The organism is Paracoccus sp. SMMA_5_TC (genome assembly GCF_009696685.2).
GTDB lineage: Bacteria > Pseudomonadota > Alphaproteobacteria > Rhodobacterales > Rhodobacteraceae > Paracoccus.
Genome location: NZ_CP102355.1, coordinates 905747 through 921595, shown reverse-complemented (window position 1 = coordinate 921595; position 15849 = coordinate 905747). Strand labels below are relative to the sequence as shown.

At 67.1% G+C, this 15849-nt stretch carries 19 protein-coding genes; 9 read left to right on the top strand and 10 right to left on the bottom strand.

All coding sequences use genetic code 11. The annotated features are described in order from the left end of the window. Positions 1 to 47: 47 nt before the first annotated feature. The 4 genes from GB880_RS04645 to GB880_RS04630 all read left to right on the top strand — a co-directional run bounded on the left by GB880_RS04645 (position 48) and on the right by GB880_RS04630 (position 4001). Positions 48 to 1241 carry an MFS transporter gene (locus tag GB880_RS04645; protein ID WP_154493613.1) on the top strand — a complete coding sequence of 398 codons (1194 nt, stop codon included), beginning with the start codon at positions 48 to 50 and terminating at the stop codon, positions 1239 to 1241. Next, entirely contained in the window at positions 1234 to 2265 is a 1032-nt protein-coding gene (locus GB880_RS04640) for a glycosyltransferase family 4 protein (RefSeq protein ID WP_154493612.1), read from the top strand. The genes GB880_RS04645 and GB880_RS04640 overlap by 8 nt, the downstream gene beginning before the upstream one ends. After that, positions 2262 to 2876, top strand: coding sequence for a glycosyltransferase family 29 protein (locus GB880_RS04635; RefSeq protein ID WP_263467322.1), 615 nt, complete (start codon positions 2262 to 2264; stop codon positions 2874 to 2876). Before GB880_RS04640 ends, GB880_RS04635 begins: the two co-directional genes overlap by 4 nt. A 102-nt stretch (positions 2877 to 2978) precedes the next feature. Further along, on the top strand, positions 2979 to 4001 hold the full coding sequence (locus GB880_RS04630; RefSeq protein ID WP_154493611.1) for an aspartate-semialdehyde dehydrogenase: 1023 nt from the start codon (positions 2979 to 2981) through the stop codon (positions 3999 to 4001). 35 nt (positions 4002 to 4036) lie between these two features. Here the strand turns inward: GB880_RS04630 and GB880_RS04625 are convergent, their stop codons facing one another. The 3 genes from GB880_RS04625 to GB880_RS04615 all read right to left on the bottom strand — a co-directional run bounded on the left by GB880_RS04625 (position 4037) and on the right by GB880_RS04615 (position 7838). Then, positions 4037 to 4696 carry a 5'-methylthioadenosine/S-adenosylhomocysteine nucleosidase gene (locus GB880_RS04625; protein ID WP_154493610.1) on the bottom strand — a complete coding sequence of 220 codons (660 nt, stop codon included), beginning with the start codon at positions 4694 to 4696 and terminating at the stop codon, positions 4037 to 4039. Between the two features lie 140 nt (positions 4697 to 4836). Continuing rightward, positions 4837 to 6426, bottom strand: a complete 1590-nt coding sequence (locus tag GB880_RS04620; protein WP_154493609.1) for a PAS-domain containing protein — start codon at positions 6424 to 6426, stop codon at positions 4837 to 4839. 71 nt (positions 6427 to 6497) lie between these two features. Further along, on the bottom strand, positions 6498 to 7838 hold the full coding sequence (locus GB880_RS04615; protein WP_154550614.1) for an ActS/PrrB/RegB family redox-sensitive histidine kinase: 1341 nt from the start codon (positions 7836 to 7838) through the stop codon (positions 6498 to 6500). A gap of 180 nt (positions 7839 to 8018) precedes the next feature. Between GB880_RS04615 and GB880_RS04610 the strand changes: the two genes are divergently transcribed. Both GB880_RS04610 and GB880_RS04605 read left to right on the top strand, forming a co-directional pair. Then, positions 8019 to 8567 (top strand): ActR/PrrA/RegA family redox response regulator transcription factor, encoded by a 549-nt coding sequence (locus tag GB880_RS04610; RefSeq protein WP_154493608.1) that lies wholly within the window; start codon positions 8019 to 8021, stop codon positions 8565 to 8567. A gap of 145 nt (positions 8568 to 8712) precedes the next feature. Beyond that, on the top strand, positions 8713 to 9021 hold the full coding sequence (locus tag GB880_RS04605; protein WP_154493607.1) for an H-NS histone family protein: 309 nt from the start codon (positions 8713 to 8715) through the stop codon (positions 9019 to 9021). A gap of 29 nt (positions 9022 to 9050) precedes the next feature. On the opposite strand, the gene GB880_RS04600 is transcribed toward GB880_RS04605, so the two are convergent. From GB880_RS04600 to GB880_RS04590, 3 genes are all read right to left on the bottom strand, one after another. Then, positions 9051 to 9668, bottom strand: a complete 618-nt coding sequence (locus tag GB880_RS04600; protein ID WP_154493606.1) for an HD domain-containing protein — start codon at positions 9666 to 9668, stop codon at positions 9051 to 9053. Between the two features lie 76 nt (positions 9669 to 9744). Then, the gene (gene secB, locus GB880_RS04595; protein ID WP_154493605.1) at positions 9745 to 10263 is read right to left on the bottom strand and encodes a protein-export chaperone SecB; all 519 of its coding nucleotides are present in this window, start codon (positions 10261 to 10263) and stop codon (positions 9745 to 9747) included. 49 nt (positions 10264 to 10312) lie between these two features. Next, positions 10313 to 10891, bottom strand: coding sequence for an FxsA family protein (locus tag GB880_RS04590; protein ID WP_154493604.1), 579 nt, complete (start codon positions 10889 to 10891; stop codon positions 10313 to 10315). Between the two features lie 108 nt (positions 10892 to 10999). Between GB880_RS04590 and GB880_RS04585 the strand changes: the two genes are divergently transcribed. Together GB880_RS04585 and GB880_RS04580 are read left to right on the top strand one after the other, a co-directional pair. After that, positions 11000 to 11656, top strand: coding sequence for a Tim44/TimA family putative adaptor protein (locus GB880_RS04585; RefSeq protein WP_154493603.1), 657 nt, complete (start codon positions 11000 to 11002; stop codon positions 11654 to 11656). 3 nt (positions 11657 to 11659) lie between these two features. Continuing rightward, positions 11660 to 12292, top strand: a complete 633-nt coding sequence (locus GB880_RS04580; RefSeq protein ID WP_154493602.1) for a Smr/MutS family protein — start codon at positions 11660 to 11662, stop codon at positions 12290 to 12292. On the opposite strand, the gene GB880_RS04575 is transcribed toward GB880_RS04580, so the two are convergent. The 3 genes from GB880_RS04575 to hslV all read right to left on the bottom strand — a co-directional run bounded on the left by GB880_RS04575 (position 12289) and on the right by hslV (position 14487). After that, complete coding sequence (locus tag GB880_RS04575; protein WP_154493601.1) at positions 12289 to 12474, bottom strand: PLD nuclease N-terminal domain-containing protein; 186 nt, start codon at positions 12472 to 12474, stop codon at positions 12289 to 12291. The two genes, GB880_RS04580 and GB880_RS04575, sit on opposite strands and share 4 nt — an antisense overlap. Positions 12475 to 12541: 67 nt before the next feature. Then, the gene (hslU, locus tag GB880_RS04570) at positions 12542 to 13849 is read right to left on the bottom strand and encodes an ATP-dependent protease ATPase subunit HslU (RefSeq protein ID WP_154493600.1); all 1308 of its coding nucleotides are present in this window, start codon (positions 13847 to 13849) and stop codon (positions 12542 to 12544) included. Positions 13850 to 13932: 83 nt separating this feature from the next. Next, positions 13933 to 14487 carry an ATP-dependent protease subunit HslV gene (hslV, locus tag GB880_RS04565; protein WP_154493599.1) on the bottom strand — a complete coding sequence of 185 codons (555 nt, stop codon included), beginning with the start codon at positions 14485 to 14487 and terminating at the stop codon, positions 13933 to 13935. Between the two features lie 108 nt (positions 14488 to 14595). On the opposite strand from hslV, the gene GB880_RS04560 reads away from it, so the two are divergent. Next, positions 14596 to 15480, top strand: a complete 885-nt coding sequence (locus GB880_RS04560; protein WP_154493598.1) for a hypothetical protein — start codon at positions 14596 to 14598, stop codon at positions 15478 to 15480. A gap of 28 nt (positions 15481 to 15508) precedes the next feature. Here GB880_RS04560 and trxA read toward each other — a convergent pair whose 3' ends face one another. After that, on the bottom strand, positions 15509 to 15832 hold the full coding sequence (gene trxA, locus GB880_RS04555; RefSeq protein WP_154493597.1) for a thioredoxin: 324 nt from the start codon (positions 15830 to 15832) through the stop codon (positions 15509 to 15511). Between the last annotated feature and the right edge of the window lie 17 nt (positions 15833 to 15849).

The window sequence follows — 15849 nt, the reverse complement described above, 5'->3', positions numbered from 1 at the left end:
GCGCCGCCGGGAACCCGCCCGGCCGCGCGGGAAAGAACGAGGTGACGATGCGCTGGATCATGTCGCCAGGGTTGCTGTCCCTGGTCCTGGGCTATGCGCTCAGCCAGTTCTATCGCGCCTTTCTGGCGGTGCTGTCACCGACGCTGCACAGCCAGCTGGGGGCAGGGCCCGACGACCTCGCGCTGTCCTCGGGGCTTTGGTATATCGCCTTCGCGGTGATGCAGCTGCCGGTGGGCTGGGCGCTGGACCGCCACGGTCCCCGCCTGACGGTGGCGCTGCTGCTGGCGCTTGGCGGCGGTGGCGGGGCGCTGGTCTTTGGGCTGGCGCAGCAGCCGCTGGACCTGCACCTGGCGATGACGCTTTTGGGCATCGGCTGTGCGCCGGTGATGATGGGCAGCTTCTTCATCCTGGCGCGCAGCCTGCCGCCGGCCTCGCTCAGCGCCGCCGGCGGCACCGTGGTCGGGCTGGGCTCGCTGGGCAACATGATGGGGGCGGCGCCGCTGGTCTGGGTCATCAACCAGATCGGCTGGCGCGAGACCCTGCTGGGGCTGGCCGGGCTGACGCTGGCGGTGGCGCTGGCCATCTACGCGCTGGTGCGCAACCCGCAGAACCCCGGCGGCAGGCTGCCCCCGGCCCGGCTGCGCGATCTGCTGGCGGTGCGCGAGCTGCGCTTCATCCTGCCGCTGCTGTTCATCACCTATGCCGCCTCGGCCTGCATCCGCGGGCTGTGGGCCGGGCCCTATCTGACCGAGGTATTCGGCGCCAGCGACTATCTGATCGGCTGGGTCACGCTGGGCATGGGGCTGGCCATGGTCAGCGCCAACCTGGCGGTGGGGCCGGTCGTGCGCCGGCTGGGATCGGATCGGCGCACCTCGATCGCCAATACCGCGCTGCTGTGCGCGGTGCTGGCGGCGCTGTGGCTGGCGCCGGGGCTCAGCCTGGGGCTGTCGGCGGTGCTGTTGGTCCTGGTCTGCATCTCGGACAGTTCCTATTCGCTGATCATGTCGCATGGCCGCGCCTTTCTGCCGCCGCAACTGGTCGGGCGCGGCATCACCTTCATGAACATGGTGGCGATCACCGGCGTCGGGGTGATGCAGTTCCTGTCGCGGCCGGTCTATCGCCAGGTTTCGGCCAGCCATGCCGCCGCCGGCGCCTATGGTTACATCTTTCTGCTGTTCCTGATACCGCTGTCGATCGGATTGCTGCTTTACCTGTTCAGCCCGCGGGATGGTCATGTCTGAAATCGAAGTCGTCGCCCCCAATCTCAAGCGTCGCCTGTCCGGCGTCACCGCGACCGTGGTGCGGCTGATCCCGGTGCAGGCGCGCATGATCGGCATCGTTGCCACCGGCCCGGGGCTGCCGCCCGATCTGCCGCATGTCCCGCTGATCCGTGCCGCCACCCTGCCCCGCGACCGCTGGCGGGTCTGGCACGCGCGGCGCAATACCGAAATGGCGCTGGGGCTGATCCTGCGCCATCTGTTCAGGCGCAAATACCGGCTGCTGTTCACCTCGGCCGCGCAGCGCCGGCACACCGGCTTTACACGCTGGCTGATCCGCCAACAGGACGCGCTGATCGCCACCTCGCCGCAGGCGGCCAGCTATCTGGAGCGGCCGGCGACGGTGATTCTGCACGGGGTGGACCTGTCGGTGTTCCACCCCGCAAACGACCGCGCGGCGCTGCGGGCGGAACTGGGCTTTGCCCCCGACGACATCGTCATCGGCTGTTTCGGCCGTATCCGTGCCCAGAAGGGCGTCGACCTGCTGATCGAGGCGGCGCTGCGGCTGTTTCCCTCGCGCCCGCGGGCGCAGCTGATCTTCAGCGGCCGCATCACCACCGACAACCAGGCATTCGCCCAGGAATTGCAGGCCCGCATCGCCAAGGCCGGGCTGTCCCGGCGCATCCGCTTTCTGGGCGAACTGCCCTGGGACCAGGTGGTGCGCAATTACCAGGCCCTCGACCTTTTTGCCGCGCCCGCCCGCTGGGAGGGATTCGGACTGACGCCGCTCGAGGCCGCGGCCTGCGGCGTGCCCAGCGTCGCCAGCCGCGTCGGCGCCTATGAAACCCTGATCCGCGACGGCGAAACCGGCAGCCTGGTCGCGCGCGAGGATGTCGATGCCCTGACCGCGGCGCTGGCGCGCTGGCTGGACGACGACGCGGCACGCCGTGCGGCCGGCGCCGCCGCCCTGGCCCATGTCAGCGCCCATCACGCCATCGAGGGCGAGGCGCAGGCCATCACCGCGGTCTATCGCAGGCTGCTGGCGTGAACCGGCTGGGCTTTCTGATCGCCCGCACCCTGCGCGACGAGACGGCGCTGCAGAGCCTGTCGGTGCCGCAGGAGCAGCTGCTGGCGCAGCTGAGCGGGCTGCGGGTGGCGCTGGTCGGCAATGCCCGTGCCCTGGCCCAGAGCCGGCATGGCGCAGGGATCGACGCCGCCGATCTGGTCATCCGCATCAACCGCGCGCCCATGCCATCGGCCGTCAGCCACGGCACCCGCACCGACTGGCTGGCACTGGCCACGCGGCTGGGCGTCGCCGACCGCGCCCGCCTTGCCCCCAGCCGCATCCTGTGGATGTCGCCCAAGCGCAAGCGGCTGGACTGGACCACCGCCCGCAGCCCCGGTTTCTACCTGCACCCGCAGGCCGACCACCGCGCGCTTGCCGGGGAACTGGGGGCGCCGCCGACCACCGGGGCGCTGATGATCGCCCTGCTGGCGCGGTCAGAACTGGCGCAGCTTGAGCTGTTCGGATTCGACTTCTTTGCCTCGCTGTCGCTCTCGGGCCGGCGTCGCGCCGATCAGGTGCCGCATGATTTTGGTGGCGAAGCCGCCTGGGTCGCCCGGCTGCAATCGGCAGATCGCCGGATCATTCGGCATTAAGCCGAAATTTCGCCAGATTATCGGGCGTTTTGACGAAATCTTGCTTTTCCTTTCGCGGGAAAGGCCTTATATCGCGGCGTCCTTTAGATCAGGAGACCCCAGATGGGCTACAAGGTCGTTGTCGCCGGCGCCACGGGGAACGTGGGCCGTGAAATGCTGAACATCCTGGCCGAGCGCCAGTTCCCTGCCGATGAGGTTGTCGCTCTGGCTTCGCGCCGGAGCATTGGCACCGAGGTCAGCTATGGCGACAAGACCCTGAAATGCAAGGACATCGAGGGTTTCGACTTTACCGGTTACGATATCGCGCTTTTCGCCATCGGCTCCGAGGCGACCAAGACCTATGCCCCGATCGCTGCCGCGCAGGGCTGTGTGGTGATCGACAATTCCTCGCTGTATCGCTATGACCCGGAAATTCCGCTGATCGTGCCCGAGGTCAATCCGGACGCGGTGGAAAACTATCGCAACAAGATGATCATCGCCAACCCCAACTGCTCGACCGCGCAGATGGTGGTGGCGCTGAAGCCGCTGCACGACCGGGCCCGTATCAAGCGGGTGGTGGTGTCGACCTATCAGTCGGTGTCGGGCGCCGGCAAGGATGGCATGGACGAATTGTGGGATCAGACCAAGGGCATGTATGTCCCCGGACAGGAGGTCGCCCCGAAGAAGTTCCAGAAGCAGATCGCCTTCAACGTGATCCCGCAGATCGACGTGTTCCTGGACAGCGGCGACACCAAGGAAGAATGGAAGATGACGGCCGAGACCAAGAAGATTCTCGACCCGTCGATCAAGGTCACCGCCACCTGCGTGCGAGTGCCGGTCTTTGTCGGCCACTCCGAGGCGATCAACATCGAGACCGAGGAATTCCTGGACGAGGACGAGGCCCGCGACATCCTGCGCGAGGCGCCGGGTGTTCTGGTCATCGACAAGCGTGAACCCGGCGGCTACGCCACCCCCGTCGAATGCGTGGGTGATTACGCCACCTTCGTGTCGCGCATCCGTCAGGACGTGACCGTGGAAAACGGCCTGAACATGTGGTGCGTCAGCGACAACCTGCGCAAGGGCGCGGCGCTGAACGCGGTGCAGATTGCCGAGCTGCTGGGCAACCGCTGCCTGAAAAAGGGCTGAGCGCGCGCAAGTCCGGGCACCCTTGCGGTGCCCGGTCACCTGCGGCGGGGCAATATGATCTCTTCCCGCTGCAGCGCCTGACCAAGCCGATCGACCGCATCGGCCAGCCGGGCGTCGACCAGGTGCAGATATTGCGTCCAGTCGGACAGTCCCTGCAATTCCGCCGCCCCGTCCGATATGCCGCGCAACCCGATCAACGGCAGGTCGAAATGCTGGCAGGCACGCAGCACGGCATAGGTTTCCATGTCCACCATATCGGCATTGATGCCGTCATAGCCCGCGCCGCTGACGATGCTGGCCCCGGTCGCCAGGCTGGCCTGGGGGATGCCGGGGATCTGCAGCGGCAACGGCTGCCGCGCCGGCAGATCCAGGAACGGCGTCTGCCCCGGCGCAAATCCCAGGGCCGAGGCATCCATGTCGCGGTATGCGACCTGCCCGACCTGATAGACCTGCGCCTGGGCCAGCCCCTGCGAGCCGGCCGAGCCCAGCGACACCACCAGATCCGGCAACCGGCCTTGCGTCGCCAAGGCCGCCAGGGCTGCGGTCACCGCCACCGCTGCCTCGACCGGGCCTACACCGGTCATCAGGGGCGTGATCCGCGCCTGCAGCTGCGGGCCGTATTCCGCCGCGACCGCCATCACGAACAGAATCCTGTGGCCGGCAATTTCCGTCATCGGCGGCTGGTCTGCGGTCATGAGACATCTCCGTTCAGGGACGATCCGGCGCGACAGAATGACAGTTGCGCGGCCGTGGCAAGGGCAGATGTCAGCATCCGCCCTGCAAGATGCCGGCCGCCCCGGCCGGTTTCACACCAGGCCTGCGGCATGCCCCTCGCCTAACCCGCGACAGCCACGCCACGATCGGCCGCGGCGGCATCCTGCCCTGGCTCTGGCGCAACCAGCTGGGACGGCGGTGCCGGCAAAGGCGCCGCAAAGCTGAGCAGCACCCGCCCCCCCGACAGGCTGCGCAGCCCCCAGGACAAAAGACCACCGTTCGGGCCGGCCATGGCACCCTGGGCGGGATGCGCCAGCGGCATCCGATCCAGCGCAAGACGCAACTGCTCCAGGCCCGGACTGTCGCCACAGGCCCGCGACCAGCGGCCGATCTGCTCGCCCAGCGTGCTGCGGCCCGACGTCCCCCACAATTCGCCATAGCGCCGGTTGGACAGCAGCAGATCGCCGCTGGCGGCAAACACGGCCACGGCATCGTCCAGCGCATCCAGGACCTCGGCCCCCAATGACAGGTCGGCGCGAAACTTGCGCGTCAGCGAAATTTCCGAAGTGATATCCTCGAACAGAAAGGCCACAGCGCCGTCAGGATGCGGCCGGCCGGTGACGCGATAGGTCTGGCCGCCCGGCAACGACCACATCTCGACATGATGCCCGGACGAGGCCGCCGCCTCGAGCGAATTCATCTGATTGCGCCAGCTGCGGTAATCCTTGGGCTCTGGCACCATCCGGGCTTCGCGCAGACGGTCAAGAAACGCATAGAGCGTCGGGCGCCCGGTCAGAAACCCTGCTGCGAGCCCCGTCAGGTCGATCAGCGCCGGATTGAACAATTGCAGGTTGCGGTCGCGGTCAAAGATCGCCAGCCCGATGGGCAGATCGGCAAAGGTCTTGGTCAGCGTCTGCACGAATTCGCGCAACGACCGTTCCGCCCGAACAGCAGCATCGGCCGGCAAGGCGACGGCAACGGTCTGGCCGCCGATCTGATGCGCGTGCCACTCATACCAGCGGCTTTGGCCATCATGCTCGATCTGCGCCCGCCGTGCCCCGGAAGCAGCCCCGCCGCCCGCTGGCGGACGCGCCGTCAGGTCGATCAATCGGGGCAGCGGCCAGCAGTTGGCCTGATCCGCCTTGGCCTCGGCCAGGGCCAGATAAGCGGAATTGGCCCAGGTCAGCTGACCCGCAGCATCCTCGCGCCAGGCCAGCATCGGCGCGTGATCCATGGTGCTGCGCAGGATTTCCAGTTCGTTTTCCATCGCCGCCAGCGACAGGGAATTCACCAGGACCCCCGCATTCTCGGCACTCGGGTCGGTCAGCGTCAGGCGCAGAAAGCCTTGGCCCAACCCTTCGGCCAATAGGTGAAGGGGCCGCGCAACCGCCGTTTCCGTCATCTCGATCCGCGCTGCCGCGGCCAGATCCGGCAGCAATGGACCCAGGTCGGGCAGACGCATCGCCAACCATGCCGTGAGGCGTTGCCAGTCATCGGCGCCCGGCAGCCGGTCCAGCAAGCTGCGCGCCGGGGCGGTGGCGTCAATCAGCACCCCGTTGCGGAACAGAAAGGCAATAGGCTCGATCTCACGCTCGAGTCGCGCGCCATGTGGTGCAGGTCTTGCCCGCCGGGTCAGCCAGAAATATGGCACCGCGGCCATCATCATCGCCGCAATGGCCGCGGCCAGGGCCAGAAAGAACTGCTCGACCATGGGCCACCCCACTTGATCCCGTCGCACAACTATAGCGGGATCATTTAAGAAGTGGTTAACAGAAACCGGCGTCAGCCCAGAATTTCGGGGTTCTGGCCCAAGGCGGCGCGGGACTGGGCCTCGATCAGGTCGCGCGGCCAGGTCACGGTGACCTCGGCCCCGCGCGCGCCATTGCCAAAGCGCAGGCGGGCGCCCGACCTTTCCAATAGCGCCTTGGCGATGAACAGCCCCAGGCCCATGCCTTCGTAGCCACGCCCATCCTCGGCCCGGGGCCGGGTGGTCAGGAACGGGCTGCCGATCCGCGGCAGCAGCGCAGGGGGAAAGCCGGGACCGTCGTCGCAAACCGTGACCCAGATTTCGCGGCGGTCGTCGCCAGCCAGGATCGTCACCCGGCTGTCGGCGAAATCGACGGCGTTCTGGATCAGGTTGCGCAGGCCGTGGATGATGGCAGCATCGCGCTGCACCATCGGCGTCTGTTCCTGCGCCGGCAGCACGATCCGGGCGCCGCGGCCTTGATGGGGTGCGGCCGCCTCGGCCAGAACCTCGGCCAGGGGGGCTGACCGGATCAGCAGATCGTCGCGGCCGGCGCCCCCCATCGATTTCAGGATGTCGCGGCAACGGTCGGCCGACTGGCGCAGCAGGCTGACGTCCTCTGCCAGATCCGGCCGGTCGGGCAGGGCTTCGGCCAGTTCATCGGCCAGTTCGCTGCTGATCAGCTTGATGGTGGCCAGAGGGGTGCCCAGCTCATGCGCGGCGGCCGCGACCACCCCGCCCAGATGTTGCAGACGCTGTTCCCGCTCCAGCGCCATGCGCGCGGCAAACAGCGCGTCTTCGCTGGCACTGACCTCGGCTGCGACCAGCCGGGCATAGGCGGCAAAGAAGCCCGCGCCGATGACAATGGCGAACCAGTGCCCGACCAGCAGCGGCTGGCGCAGCGGCACCGGCGCCGCCGGATCGAAGTGCAGCGGCTGCGCAAACAGCGCGGCCAGGGTGACCATGGCCAGCGTGGCCGCTGCCAGGGCCAGCAAGTGCCGCAGCGGCAACGTCGTGGCCGCCACCGTGACCGGGGCCAGCAGCAACAGCGCGAACGGGTTTTCCAGCCCGCCGGTAAAGGCCAGCAGTCCGGCCACCTGCGCCAGATCGAAGCCCAGCTGCCAGGCGACCTCTCGCGCCGTGACACGTCGCGCCCCTGCCACAGACAGAAACACGTTCAACAAGGCCGCAACACCGATCATGCCCAGGACCGGAACCAGCGCAAACCGTGCCCCGATCAGCAGGGCCGCCCCTACGGCCGCCAGTTGGCCCGCAATCGCCACCCAGCGCAGCAGGATCAGCGTGCGCAGGCGAATCGGCTCGGGGCCGGGCTGCCCCGGCAGCAGGTCGATGCGACGTGATACGAAGCCGAAGGGCAAGACCTCTCCTTTGCGACCCGGAACAGGCCATTGATACCGGCTGGCGCATGGGCGATCAATGCGCAGGCAAGGACCGTCGAAGGATCCCGTTGACCGGGGATGCGGTGGAAATCGCGGCGACGGTTTTGCCTCGGCCGGGAAAATCGGCATAATCGACCCGACGCTGCTTGAGGCTTACAGATGAACGACACCCCCCAGCTTGGCCCGGACCCCAGCCTGCTGCTGGTCGATGACGACGAAATCTTTCTGAACCGGCTGAGCCGGGCAATGGAAAAGCGCGGTTTTCTGGTCACGCGTGCCGCCTCGGTCGCCGAGGCGCGCGCCGCGCTGAGCCGCCAGCCGCCGGCCTATGCGGTGGTCGATCTGCGGCTCGAGGATGGCAACGGGTTGGATGTCGTCGATGCGCTGCGCGAGGCGCGCGCGGACGCGCGCATCGTGGTGCTGACCGGCTATGGCGCCATTGCCACAGCAGTGGCAGCGGTCAAGATGGGCGCGACCGATTATCTGTCGAAACCCGCCGATGCCGACGACGTGATGCGCGCGTTGCTGTCACAGGGCGAAACCCTGCCGCCGCCACCCGAAACACCGATGTCGGCCGATCGCATCCGTTGGGAACATATCCAGCGGGTTTATGAACAATGCGACCGCAATGTCAGCGAAACCGCGCGACGCCTGCACATGCATCGCCGCACGCTTCAACGAATCCTGGCCAAGCGCAGCCCGCGTTGAACGCATTGCCGCGTGATCTGCGGCAAATGGCGGATACCTTGGGCCCCGGCGGAAAGGATATTCCCGCCGGCTGAGAAAAAACATTGCATTACGATTCGATATGCAAATATTTATTCCACAATCTGCCAACCCAGGAACATAATCAATGACCATCGATCTGGACGGAATGTCCTTGAGAGAGTTGCGCGAATTGCGCAGCAAGCTGGATCGCGCCATTTCAACCTATGAAGAACGCAGAAAGCGCGAGGCGCTGGCCGCCGCGGAAAACGCCGCGCGCGAATATGGCTTCAGCCTGGCGGAACTGGAGATTTCACGATCCTCACGCGGCAAGGTGGCGGCGAAATATGCCAGCCCTGACGATCCGGATCTGACCTGGACCGGCCGCGGGCGCAAACCGAAATGGGTCCAGGAATGGCTGGAAAGCGGCAAGCGTCTGGAAGATCTGGCAATCTGAAAGGCCCGAGCCTGCCTGGCGTCGTCTTTTCACGCCGGCGCCGATAGCCCATCCATTGCAGCCAGCAATTCGTTGCATCTGGCCACGAAATCGCTGCGGGTTTCGGCAGGCGGTCTCAGTCTTATTTCCAGACCCTGTAAAAAGACCGGATCGGGCAGGGGAAACAGACGATCGGCCTCGGCCCGGGAAAAACCGGCGATCCGGGTTGCTTCGAGCCAGGCCGAAATACGATCGGCACGTTTGATGTTGCGCTTGACCGGCGCAGGCAATTGCGCCGGCAGGCCAAATCGGCGATGAATCGCAGCCATCAGTCGCTGATCCATTTCGCCATACTCTGTCCCCAGCGCGGCCTTGACCGGGGAAATCATGTCGCCGATCACATATTCCGGCGCATCATGCAGCAAGGCGGCAAGCTGCCAATGCGGGCCCGATTGCGGATCGATACGGCGGAAGATCTGTTCGACCAGCAGCGAATGCTCGGCCACGCTATAGGCCCAGTCGCCGCGGGTCTGGCCATTCCAGCGCGCGACAAAGGCCAGACCATGGGCGATGTCGCCCAGTTCGATGTCAACCGGCGTCGGGTCCAGAAGGTCCAGCCGGCGCCCTGAAAGCATCCTTTGCCATGCCCGCGGCCTGCGTGCTGCCATGTCCCTGTCCCCGTGCCCCGCCATGATGTCGCGCCGCCCGTATCGGCGGCGCGGATCGGCCTTGTTTCTGCCCGGATCAGGACAGGGGCTGGTCGGCGGGCCGTTCGGCCTGCATCCGGCGGGCGATTTCCTGGCGATACAGGGCCACGAAATCCACCGGGTCCATGTTGAAGGGCGGAAAGCCACCGTCGCGGGTCATGTCCGACACGATCCGGCGCACAAAGGGAAACATCATCCGCGGACATTCGATCATCAGGAACGGGTGCAGCTGATCCTCGGGCACGCCTTCGACATGAAAGATGCCGCCGTAATCGACCTCGCACAGGAACAGCGGCGCCTTGTCGGGGGCATTGGTCGATTGCACCCGGAACTTGCTGATGACCTCATACTGGTGTTCGGTCGGGCGCTTGCGCGCATCCAGGCTGACCTGAACCGCGACCTCGGGCTGCAGATCGCCGCCTGGCAGACCCTTTTGCGCCAAAGCGTTTTCAAAGGACAGGTCGCGGATATACTGGGTCAGGATCTGCAACCTGACAGTCGGGGGGGCCGGCTGCGCATCGGCGGGTGCGGCGCCGTTCTGGGTATCGTCGTTCATGAAAAACTCCTCGGAACTGGCGCGGTTCTAACATCCGCCGGGGCGGCGCTCAATGCCGCGTCCAGCCCGAGTTGCCGCGACGGCCCGAGCTATCGCCCGTTGGCCGCTGGTCCGTCAGGTGGTCGCGTACCGGGCCGGGCGGATCGTCCTGGACCGAATATTCACCGTCGATGATCCCATCGTCCCACCCCGGACGGCGACGGAACACGGCGGGGTCGTCCTGAGCGAAATCGCCAGCCGTCGTCCAGGTCTGGCGGCTATAGCCCGCGGCACTGCCCACCACGCGCACATGCGCCGACATCCGGCGCAGGATCAGCCTGCGCACGGCCGGAAGCAGCAGCAAGAGCCCAAGGCTGCTTGTCAGAAAACCCGGCAGCACCAGCAACACGCCCCCGATCATGCGCAACGCGCCATGCGCCATCGGTTGTGCCGGGTCGCGCATGTCGCGCATGGCCTGCTGCACATCCTGGACCGCGCGCCCCCCCTGGCTGCGCATGACCGCAACCCCGGCGAGGGTCGAGGCGATGACCAGCGCCAGCACCGGCAGCACGCCGATCAGCCCCCCGATCTGGACGAACAGCGCGATCTCGACGATCGGCAGAAACACGAACAGCCATAACAGCCACATGCGGCGCCTCTTTGCTGGCACATCAATTGCCGGCACAAACTGGACTTGGGCCGGTCTCCACCCTACATAAGCATGCAACACCGCTTCTACAAAGTCCTGGGTCCGCATATGTCCAACCCCATCCTGCAGCTTCTGGTTCTGGCCGCGATCGCCGTCTTTCTGATCCTGCGGCTGCGCGGGGTGCTGGGCACGCGCGACGGGTTCGAGGCCCCGCGCCTGCCCGAGGATCAGACCGCGCGCAAGCGCTTCGAGGTGATCGAGGGCAGTGCCGAGGTGCAGGAAAGCGACATCGCCGACCATGCCGAGCCGGGCAGCGCCACCGCACGGGCGCTGGAACAGATGCGCCGGGTCGAGCCCGATTTTGCGGTGGGACCATTTCTGGCCGGAGCCAAGTCGGCCTATGAAATGATCCTGATGGCCTTCGAGCGCGGCGACCTGTCCGAGGTGCGCGGCTTTCTGGCGCCGCCCGTCGCCGAAGCCTTCGAGGCGGTCATTGCCGAGCGCACCGCCCGCGGCCTGACCACCGAGGCGCAGTTCCTTGGCACGCGGGAAACGGCTCTGGCCGGGGCAGAGTTCAACCCCGACACCGGCATGGCCGAACTGTCCGTGCGCTTTGTCGGCGAAATGATCACCGCCACCCGCGACTCGCAGAGGAATGTGGTCGAGGGCGATCCCCGCGCCGCCCGCAAGCAACGCGATGTCTGGACCTTTGCCCGCCGCATGGGGCAGGACGATCCGAACTGGCAACTCGTCGCCACGGCCTGAGCCATGGCGCGCCGCCGCCGGGGCCTCTCGGCCGATGAGAAGGCCCTGTGGTCGCGCATTGCCGCCACAACCCAGCCGCTGCATCCGCACCGCGTGGTGGCGCCCGCGCCGCCATCGCTGGACAGCACCCGGGCAGGACCGGCCGAGCCACCGCCGGCAGCCCGGAGCGAGCGTCCCGACCTGTCCACCTTCGGCATCGGCACCCGCCCGGGCGATCGCAAGCTGCCGGGTCAGGGAATTCGCGTTGATCTGAGCCCGCCCCTGCGCGAGGCGCTGGACGCCCAACCCCTGCGCATGGATCACAAGACCCACCGCCACATGACCCGCGGCAAGCTGCAACCCGAGGCGCGTCTGGATCTGCACGGCATGACCCTGGCGGTCGCGCAGCCGGTGCTGACCCGCTTCATCCTGCAAGCCCAGGCGTCGGGCAGGCGGCTGGTGCTGGTGATTACCGGCAAGGGCCGGGCAGGCGGGCCCGATGCGCCGCTGCCGGTGCGGCCGGGGGCGCTGCGCCATGCGGTGCCCCATTGGCTACATATGCCGCCGCTGTCGGCGGCGGTGCTGCAGGTCACGCCCGCCCACCGCCGCCACGGCGGCGACGGTGCCTATTACGTCTATCTGCGCCGCCAGACCTAGCTGCGGGCGCCGTAATTCGCCTTGGGTCCGGCGAACCACCAGATGATCAGCCCCAGCACCGGCAGGATCGCGACCAGCAGGATCCAGATCAGCTTGGTGGTGGTGCGTTCGTTGGTGTTGATGATCGAGGCGATGGCCCAGACATCCAGCAGAAAGATGATGATGCCCAAGACGTAGTTCATGGCGACCCTTTCCCTATGCGTCCAGAAGAACCATGCCCGCGATCACCGGTTCCGTCAAAGCCGCAATTCAAAGCACATAGCGCGACAGATCGGTCGAACGTGCCAGATCGCCCAGATGTCGTTCGACGAAATCGGCATCGACAAGGACTTCTTCGCCCGAACGATCCGGCGCGGTGAAGGACAGCTCCTCGAACACGCGTTCCATCACCGTGTAAAGCCGGCGGGCACCGATATTCTCGACCGAGCCGTTGACCTCGGCGGCGATGCGGGCCAGCGCGCGCACGCCATCGCTGGCAAAGCTGACGCGCACGCCTTCGGTCGCCATCAGCGCGGTATATTGCCGGGTCAGGGCATTGTCGGTTTCGGTCAGGATGCGGATGAAATCCTCTTCGGTCAGGGCGCGCAGCTCGACACGGATCGGCAGCCGACCCTGAAGTTCCGGCAACAGGTCCGACGGCTTGGCGATGTGGAACGCACCCGAGGCGATGAACAGGATGTGATCGGTTTTCACCGGCCCGTATTTGGTCGAGACGGTCGTGCCCTCGATCAGCGGCAGCAGGTCGCGCTGCACGCCCTCGCGCGAGACATCGCCGCCGCGTGCCTCTTGCCGGGCGGCGACCTTGTCGATTTCATCGATGAAGACGATGCCGTTTTCCTGCACCGCCTCGAGCGCGGCGGCCTTCACCGCCTCGTCGTCCAGCAGCTTGTCGGCCTCTTCGGCGATCAGCAGATCATAGCTTTCGGCAACCGTGACCTTGCGACGCACGCGCCGGCCGCCAAAGGCCTTCATCAGCCCCGACAGATCCATCATCCCGCCCAGCGACTGGCCGGGCTGGCCGGGCAGTTCCATCATCCCGAAGGGGTTGGAATTGTCCTGCAATTCCAGTTCGATCACCTTGTCGTCCAGCTCGCCGCGCTTGAGCTTGTCGCGAAACATCTCGCGGGTCTGTTCGCGGGCATTGTCGCCGGCCAGGGCCGCCAGCACCCGTTCCTCGGCGGCCTTGTGGGCACGGGCCTTGACCTCTTCGCGCATGCGTTCGCGGGTATCGGCAATGGCGGCATCGGTCAGGTCGCGGATGATCTGTTCGACATCGCGCCCGACATAGCCCACCTCGGTGAACTTGGTCGCCTCGACCTTCAGGAAGGGGGCGCGGGCCAGACGGGCCAGACGGCGGCTGATCTCGGTCTTGCCGACGCCGGTGGGACCGATCATCAGGATGTTCTTGGGATAAACCTCGTCGCGCAGGTCATCGCCCAGTTGCCGGCGGCGCCAGCGGTTGCGCAGGGCCACGGCGACGGCGCGCTTGGCGTCCTTCTGTCCGATGATGAAACGGTCGAGTTCGGAAACGATCTCGCGCGGGGTCAGGTCACTCATGTTCTGCCTTTCTGTGGCCGGCTGGGCGAAGCTGCGCCCCGCCCGCCCATCGAGGGCCGGCGGGCCGCGGGGGCTGGCGCCCCCTAGCCCATCACCTCGACCGTCAGGTTGCCGTTGGTATAGACGCAGATGTCGGCGGCGATCGCCATGGCGCGGCGGGCCAGCGCCTCGGCATCCAGATCGCTTTCCATCAACCCGCGTGCCGCCGCCAGGGCGTAATTGCCGCCCGAGCCGATGGCGGCCACGTCATGTTCGGGTTCCAGCACATCGCCTGCGCCCGTCACCACGAAGATGTCGCGGCCGTCGCTGACCAGCAACATCGCCTCGAGGTTGCGCAGGTATTTGTCCGTCCGCCAGTCCTTGGCCAGTTCCACGCAGGCGCGCGCCAGCTGGCCGGGCGCGGCCTCGAGCTTCTTTTCCAGCCGCTCGAGCAGGGTGAAGGCATCGGCGGTCGATCCGGCAAAGCCCACCACCACGTCATGCCCGCCCGGCTTCAGCCGCCGCACCTTGCGCGCGCTGCCCTTCATCACCGTCTGGCCGACGCTGACCTGGCCGTCGCCGGCGATCACCACCTTGCCGCCACGGCGCACGGCCAGGATGGTGGTGCCATGCCAGCCGGGAAATTTCTGCTCGGACATCCGTTCACACCTCGCTGTGGTCCGGGGCTGAGATATGGCCGGGCCCGGGCTTTCGCAACCCGTGCGGCGGGGCTTTCCCGACGCGGGCAGCGCCGCTAGCCTGCGCGCATGACCGCCCCGCCTGTCCTGAACGTGCATCTGGAAGGTTCGATGCTGGAAACGGCGCGCGCCGGCACCTTCAATTTCATGAACGTCCTGCGCCGCACGGTCGAGGCCGCAGGCTGGCAGCTGCGCTGGCTGGGTCCGGGCGAGACGGCGACCGCAGGCTGGTCGCTGTTTCACATGCAGCCGCCGCCCGGCGCGCAGGGGCTGATCTTTCGCCGCGCCTATCACTATCCGTTCTGGCGGATCGAGACCCAGCCGCAGCGCTGGCGCTTCGAGGTGGCGCGGCAGGCTTTCGACCCCGCCACGGTCGATGGCGCGGCGGCGCGCGATTTTTCGCAGGCGCTGCGGGCGCGGCTGTGGCCCGGGCCACCGCCCCGACGCGGCGATCTGGTGCTGGTGCCCTTGCAGGGGCATCTGCGCCGCTGCCGGTCGTTCCAGACCATGAGCCCGGTCGAGATGCTGGCGCGGGTGGCCGAAACCGGACGGCCGGTCGTGGCGACACTGCATCCCCGCGAAAGGCTGGAGCCGGCCGATCATCTGGCGCTGGAGGCCCTGGCGCGGCGCCATGGCAACCTGCGCATCGGCGGCGACAGCGCGCGGTTACTGCGCGACTGCGCCCTGGTCGCCACCCAGAACAGCGCGGTGGCCTTTGACGGCTATCTGCTGGGCAAGCCGGCGGTGCTGTTCGCGCAGATCGATTTTCACCACATCGGGCTGAACGTCGCCGAACTGGGTGCGCGTCGCGCCCTGGCGATGGCACCCGGCCACGGGCCGGATTTCGACCGCTATCTGCACTGGTTCCTGCGCGAGCAGGCGATCGAGGCGACCCGCCCCGAGGCGGGCGCGCGCATCCTGGCGGCATTGCGCCGGGGCGGGCTGCCCATCTGAGGCCCCGCCCGCGGCAGGATCACCAGCCTCAGATGGCCGAGTCGATCCAGGCCTTCAGCGCGGCCTTGGGTGCGGCGCCGATCTTGTTCGACACCACCTGCCCGTCCTTGAACAGGAACAGCGCCGGAATCCCGCGCACACCCAGCGCCGCCGGGCTTTCGGGGTTCTCGTCCACATTGACCTTCACGATCTTGACCTTGCCGTCGTATTCGGCGGCCAGTTCCTCGAGCGCGGGACCGATCTGGCGGCAGGGGCCGCACCATTCGGCCCAGAAATCGACCACGACCGGGGTCGGGGACTGGCGGACCTCGCTGTCGAAGTCGGCGTCGGAAACGGCTTGGGTGCCGGCCATGGCAATTCTCCTGCGCT

Coding starts and splice junctions, on each gene's coding strand:
- trxA (WP_154493597.1), bottom strand. CDS start 15,832: ATGGCCGGCACCCAAGCCGTTTCCGACGCCGACTTCGACAGCGAGGTC.
- GB880_RS04580 (WP_154493602.1), top strand. CDS start 11,660: ATGGCGCGCCGCCGCCGGGGCCTCTCGGCCGATGAGAAGGCCCTGTGG.
- hslU (WP_154493600.1), bottom strand. CDS start 13,849: ATGAGTGACCTGACCCCGCGCGAGATCGTTTCCGAACTCGACCGTTTC.
- hslV (WP_154493599.1), bottom strand. CDS start 14,487: ATGTCCGAGCAGAAATTTCCCGGCTGGCATGGCACCACCATCCTGGCC.
- GB880_RS04610 (WP_154493608.1), top strand. CDS start 8,019: ATGAACGACACCCCCCAGCTTGGCCCGGACCCCAGCCTGCTGCTGGTC.
- secB (WP_154493605.1), bottom strand. CDS start 10,263: ATGAACGACGATACCCAGAACGGCGCCGCACCCGCCGATGCGCAGCCG.
- GB880_RS04560 (WP_154493598.1), top strand. CDS start 14,596: ATGACCGCCCCGCCTGTCCTGAACGTGCATCTGGAAGGTTCGATGCTG.
- GB880_RS04585 (WP_154493603.1), top strand. CDS start 11,000: ATGTCCAACCCCATCCTGCAGCTTCTGGTTCTGGCCGCGATCGCCGTC.
- GB880_RS04575 (WP_154493601.1), bottom strand. CDS start 12,474: ATGAACTACGTCTTGGGCATCATCATCTTTCTGCTGGATGTCTGGGCC.
- GB880_RS04625 (WP_154493610.1), bottom strand. CDS start 4,696: ATGACCGCAGACCAGCCGCCGATGACGGAAATTGCCGGCCACAGGATT.
- GB880_RS04605 (WP_154493607.1), top strand. CDS start 8,713: ATGACCATCGATCTGGACGGAATGTCCTTGAGAGAGTTGCGCGAATTG.
- GB880_RS04630 (WP_154493611.1), top strand. CDS start 2,979: ATGGGCTACAAGGTCGTTGTCGCCGGCGCCACGGGGAACGTGGGCCGT.
- GB880_RS04640 (WP_154493612.1), top strand. CDS start 1,234: ATGTCTGAAATCGAAGTCGTCGCCCCCAATCTCAAGCGTCGCCTGTCC.
- GB880_RS04590 (WP_154493604.1), bottom strand. CDS start 10,891: ATGTGGCTGTTATGGCTGTTCGTGTTTCTGCCGATCGTCGAGATCGCG.
- GB880_RS04620 (WP_154493609.1), bottom strand. CDS start 6,426: ATGGTCGAGCAGTTCTTTCTGGCCCTGGCCGCGGCCATTGCGGCGATG.
- GB880_RS04600 (WP_154493606.1), bottom strand. CDS start 9,668: ATGGCAGCACGCAGGCCGCGGGCATGGCAAAGGATGCTTTCAGGGCGC.
- GB880_RS04645 (WP_154493613.1), top strand. CDS start 48: ATGCGCTGGATCATGTCGCCAGGGTTGCTGTCCCTGGTCCTGGGCTAT.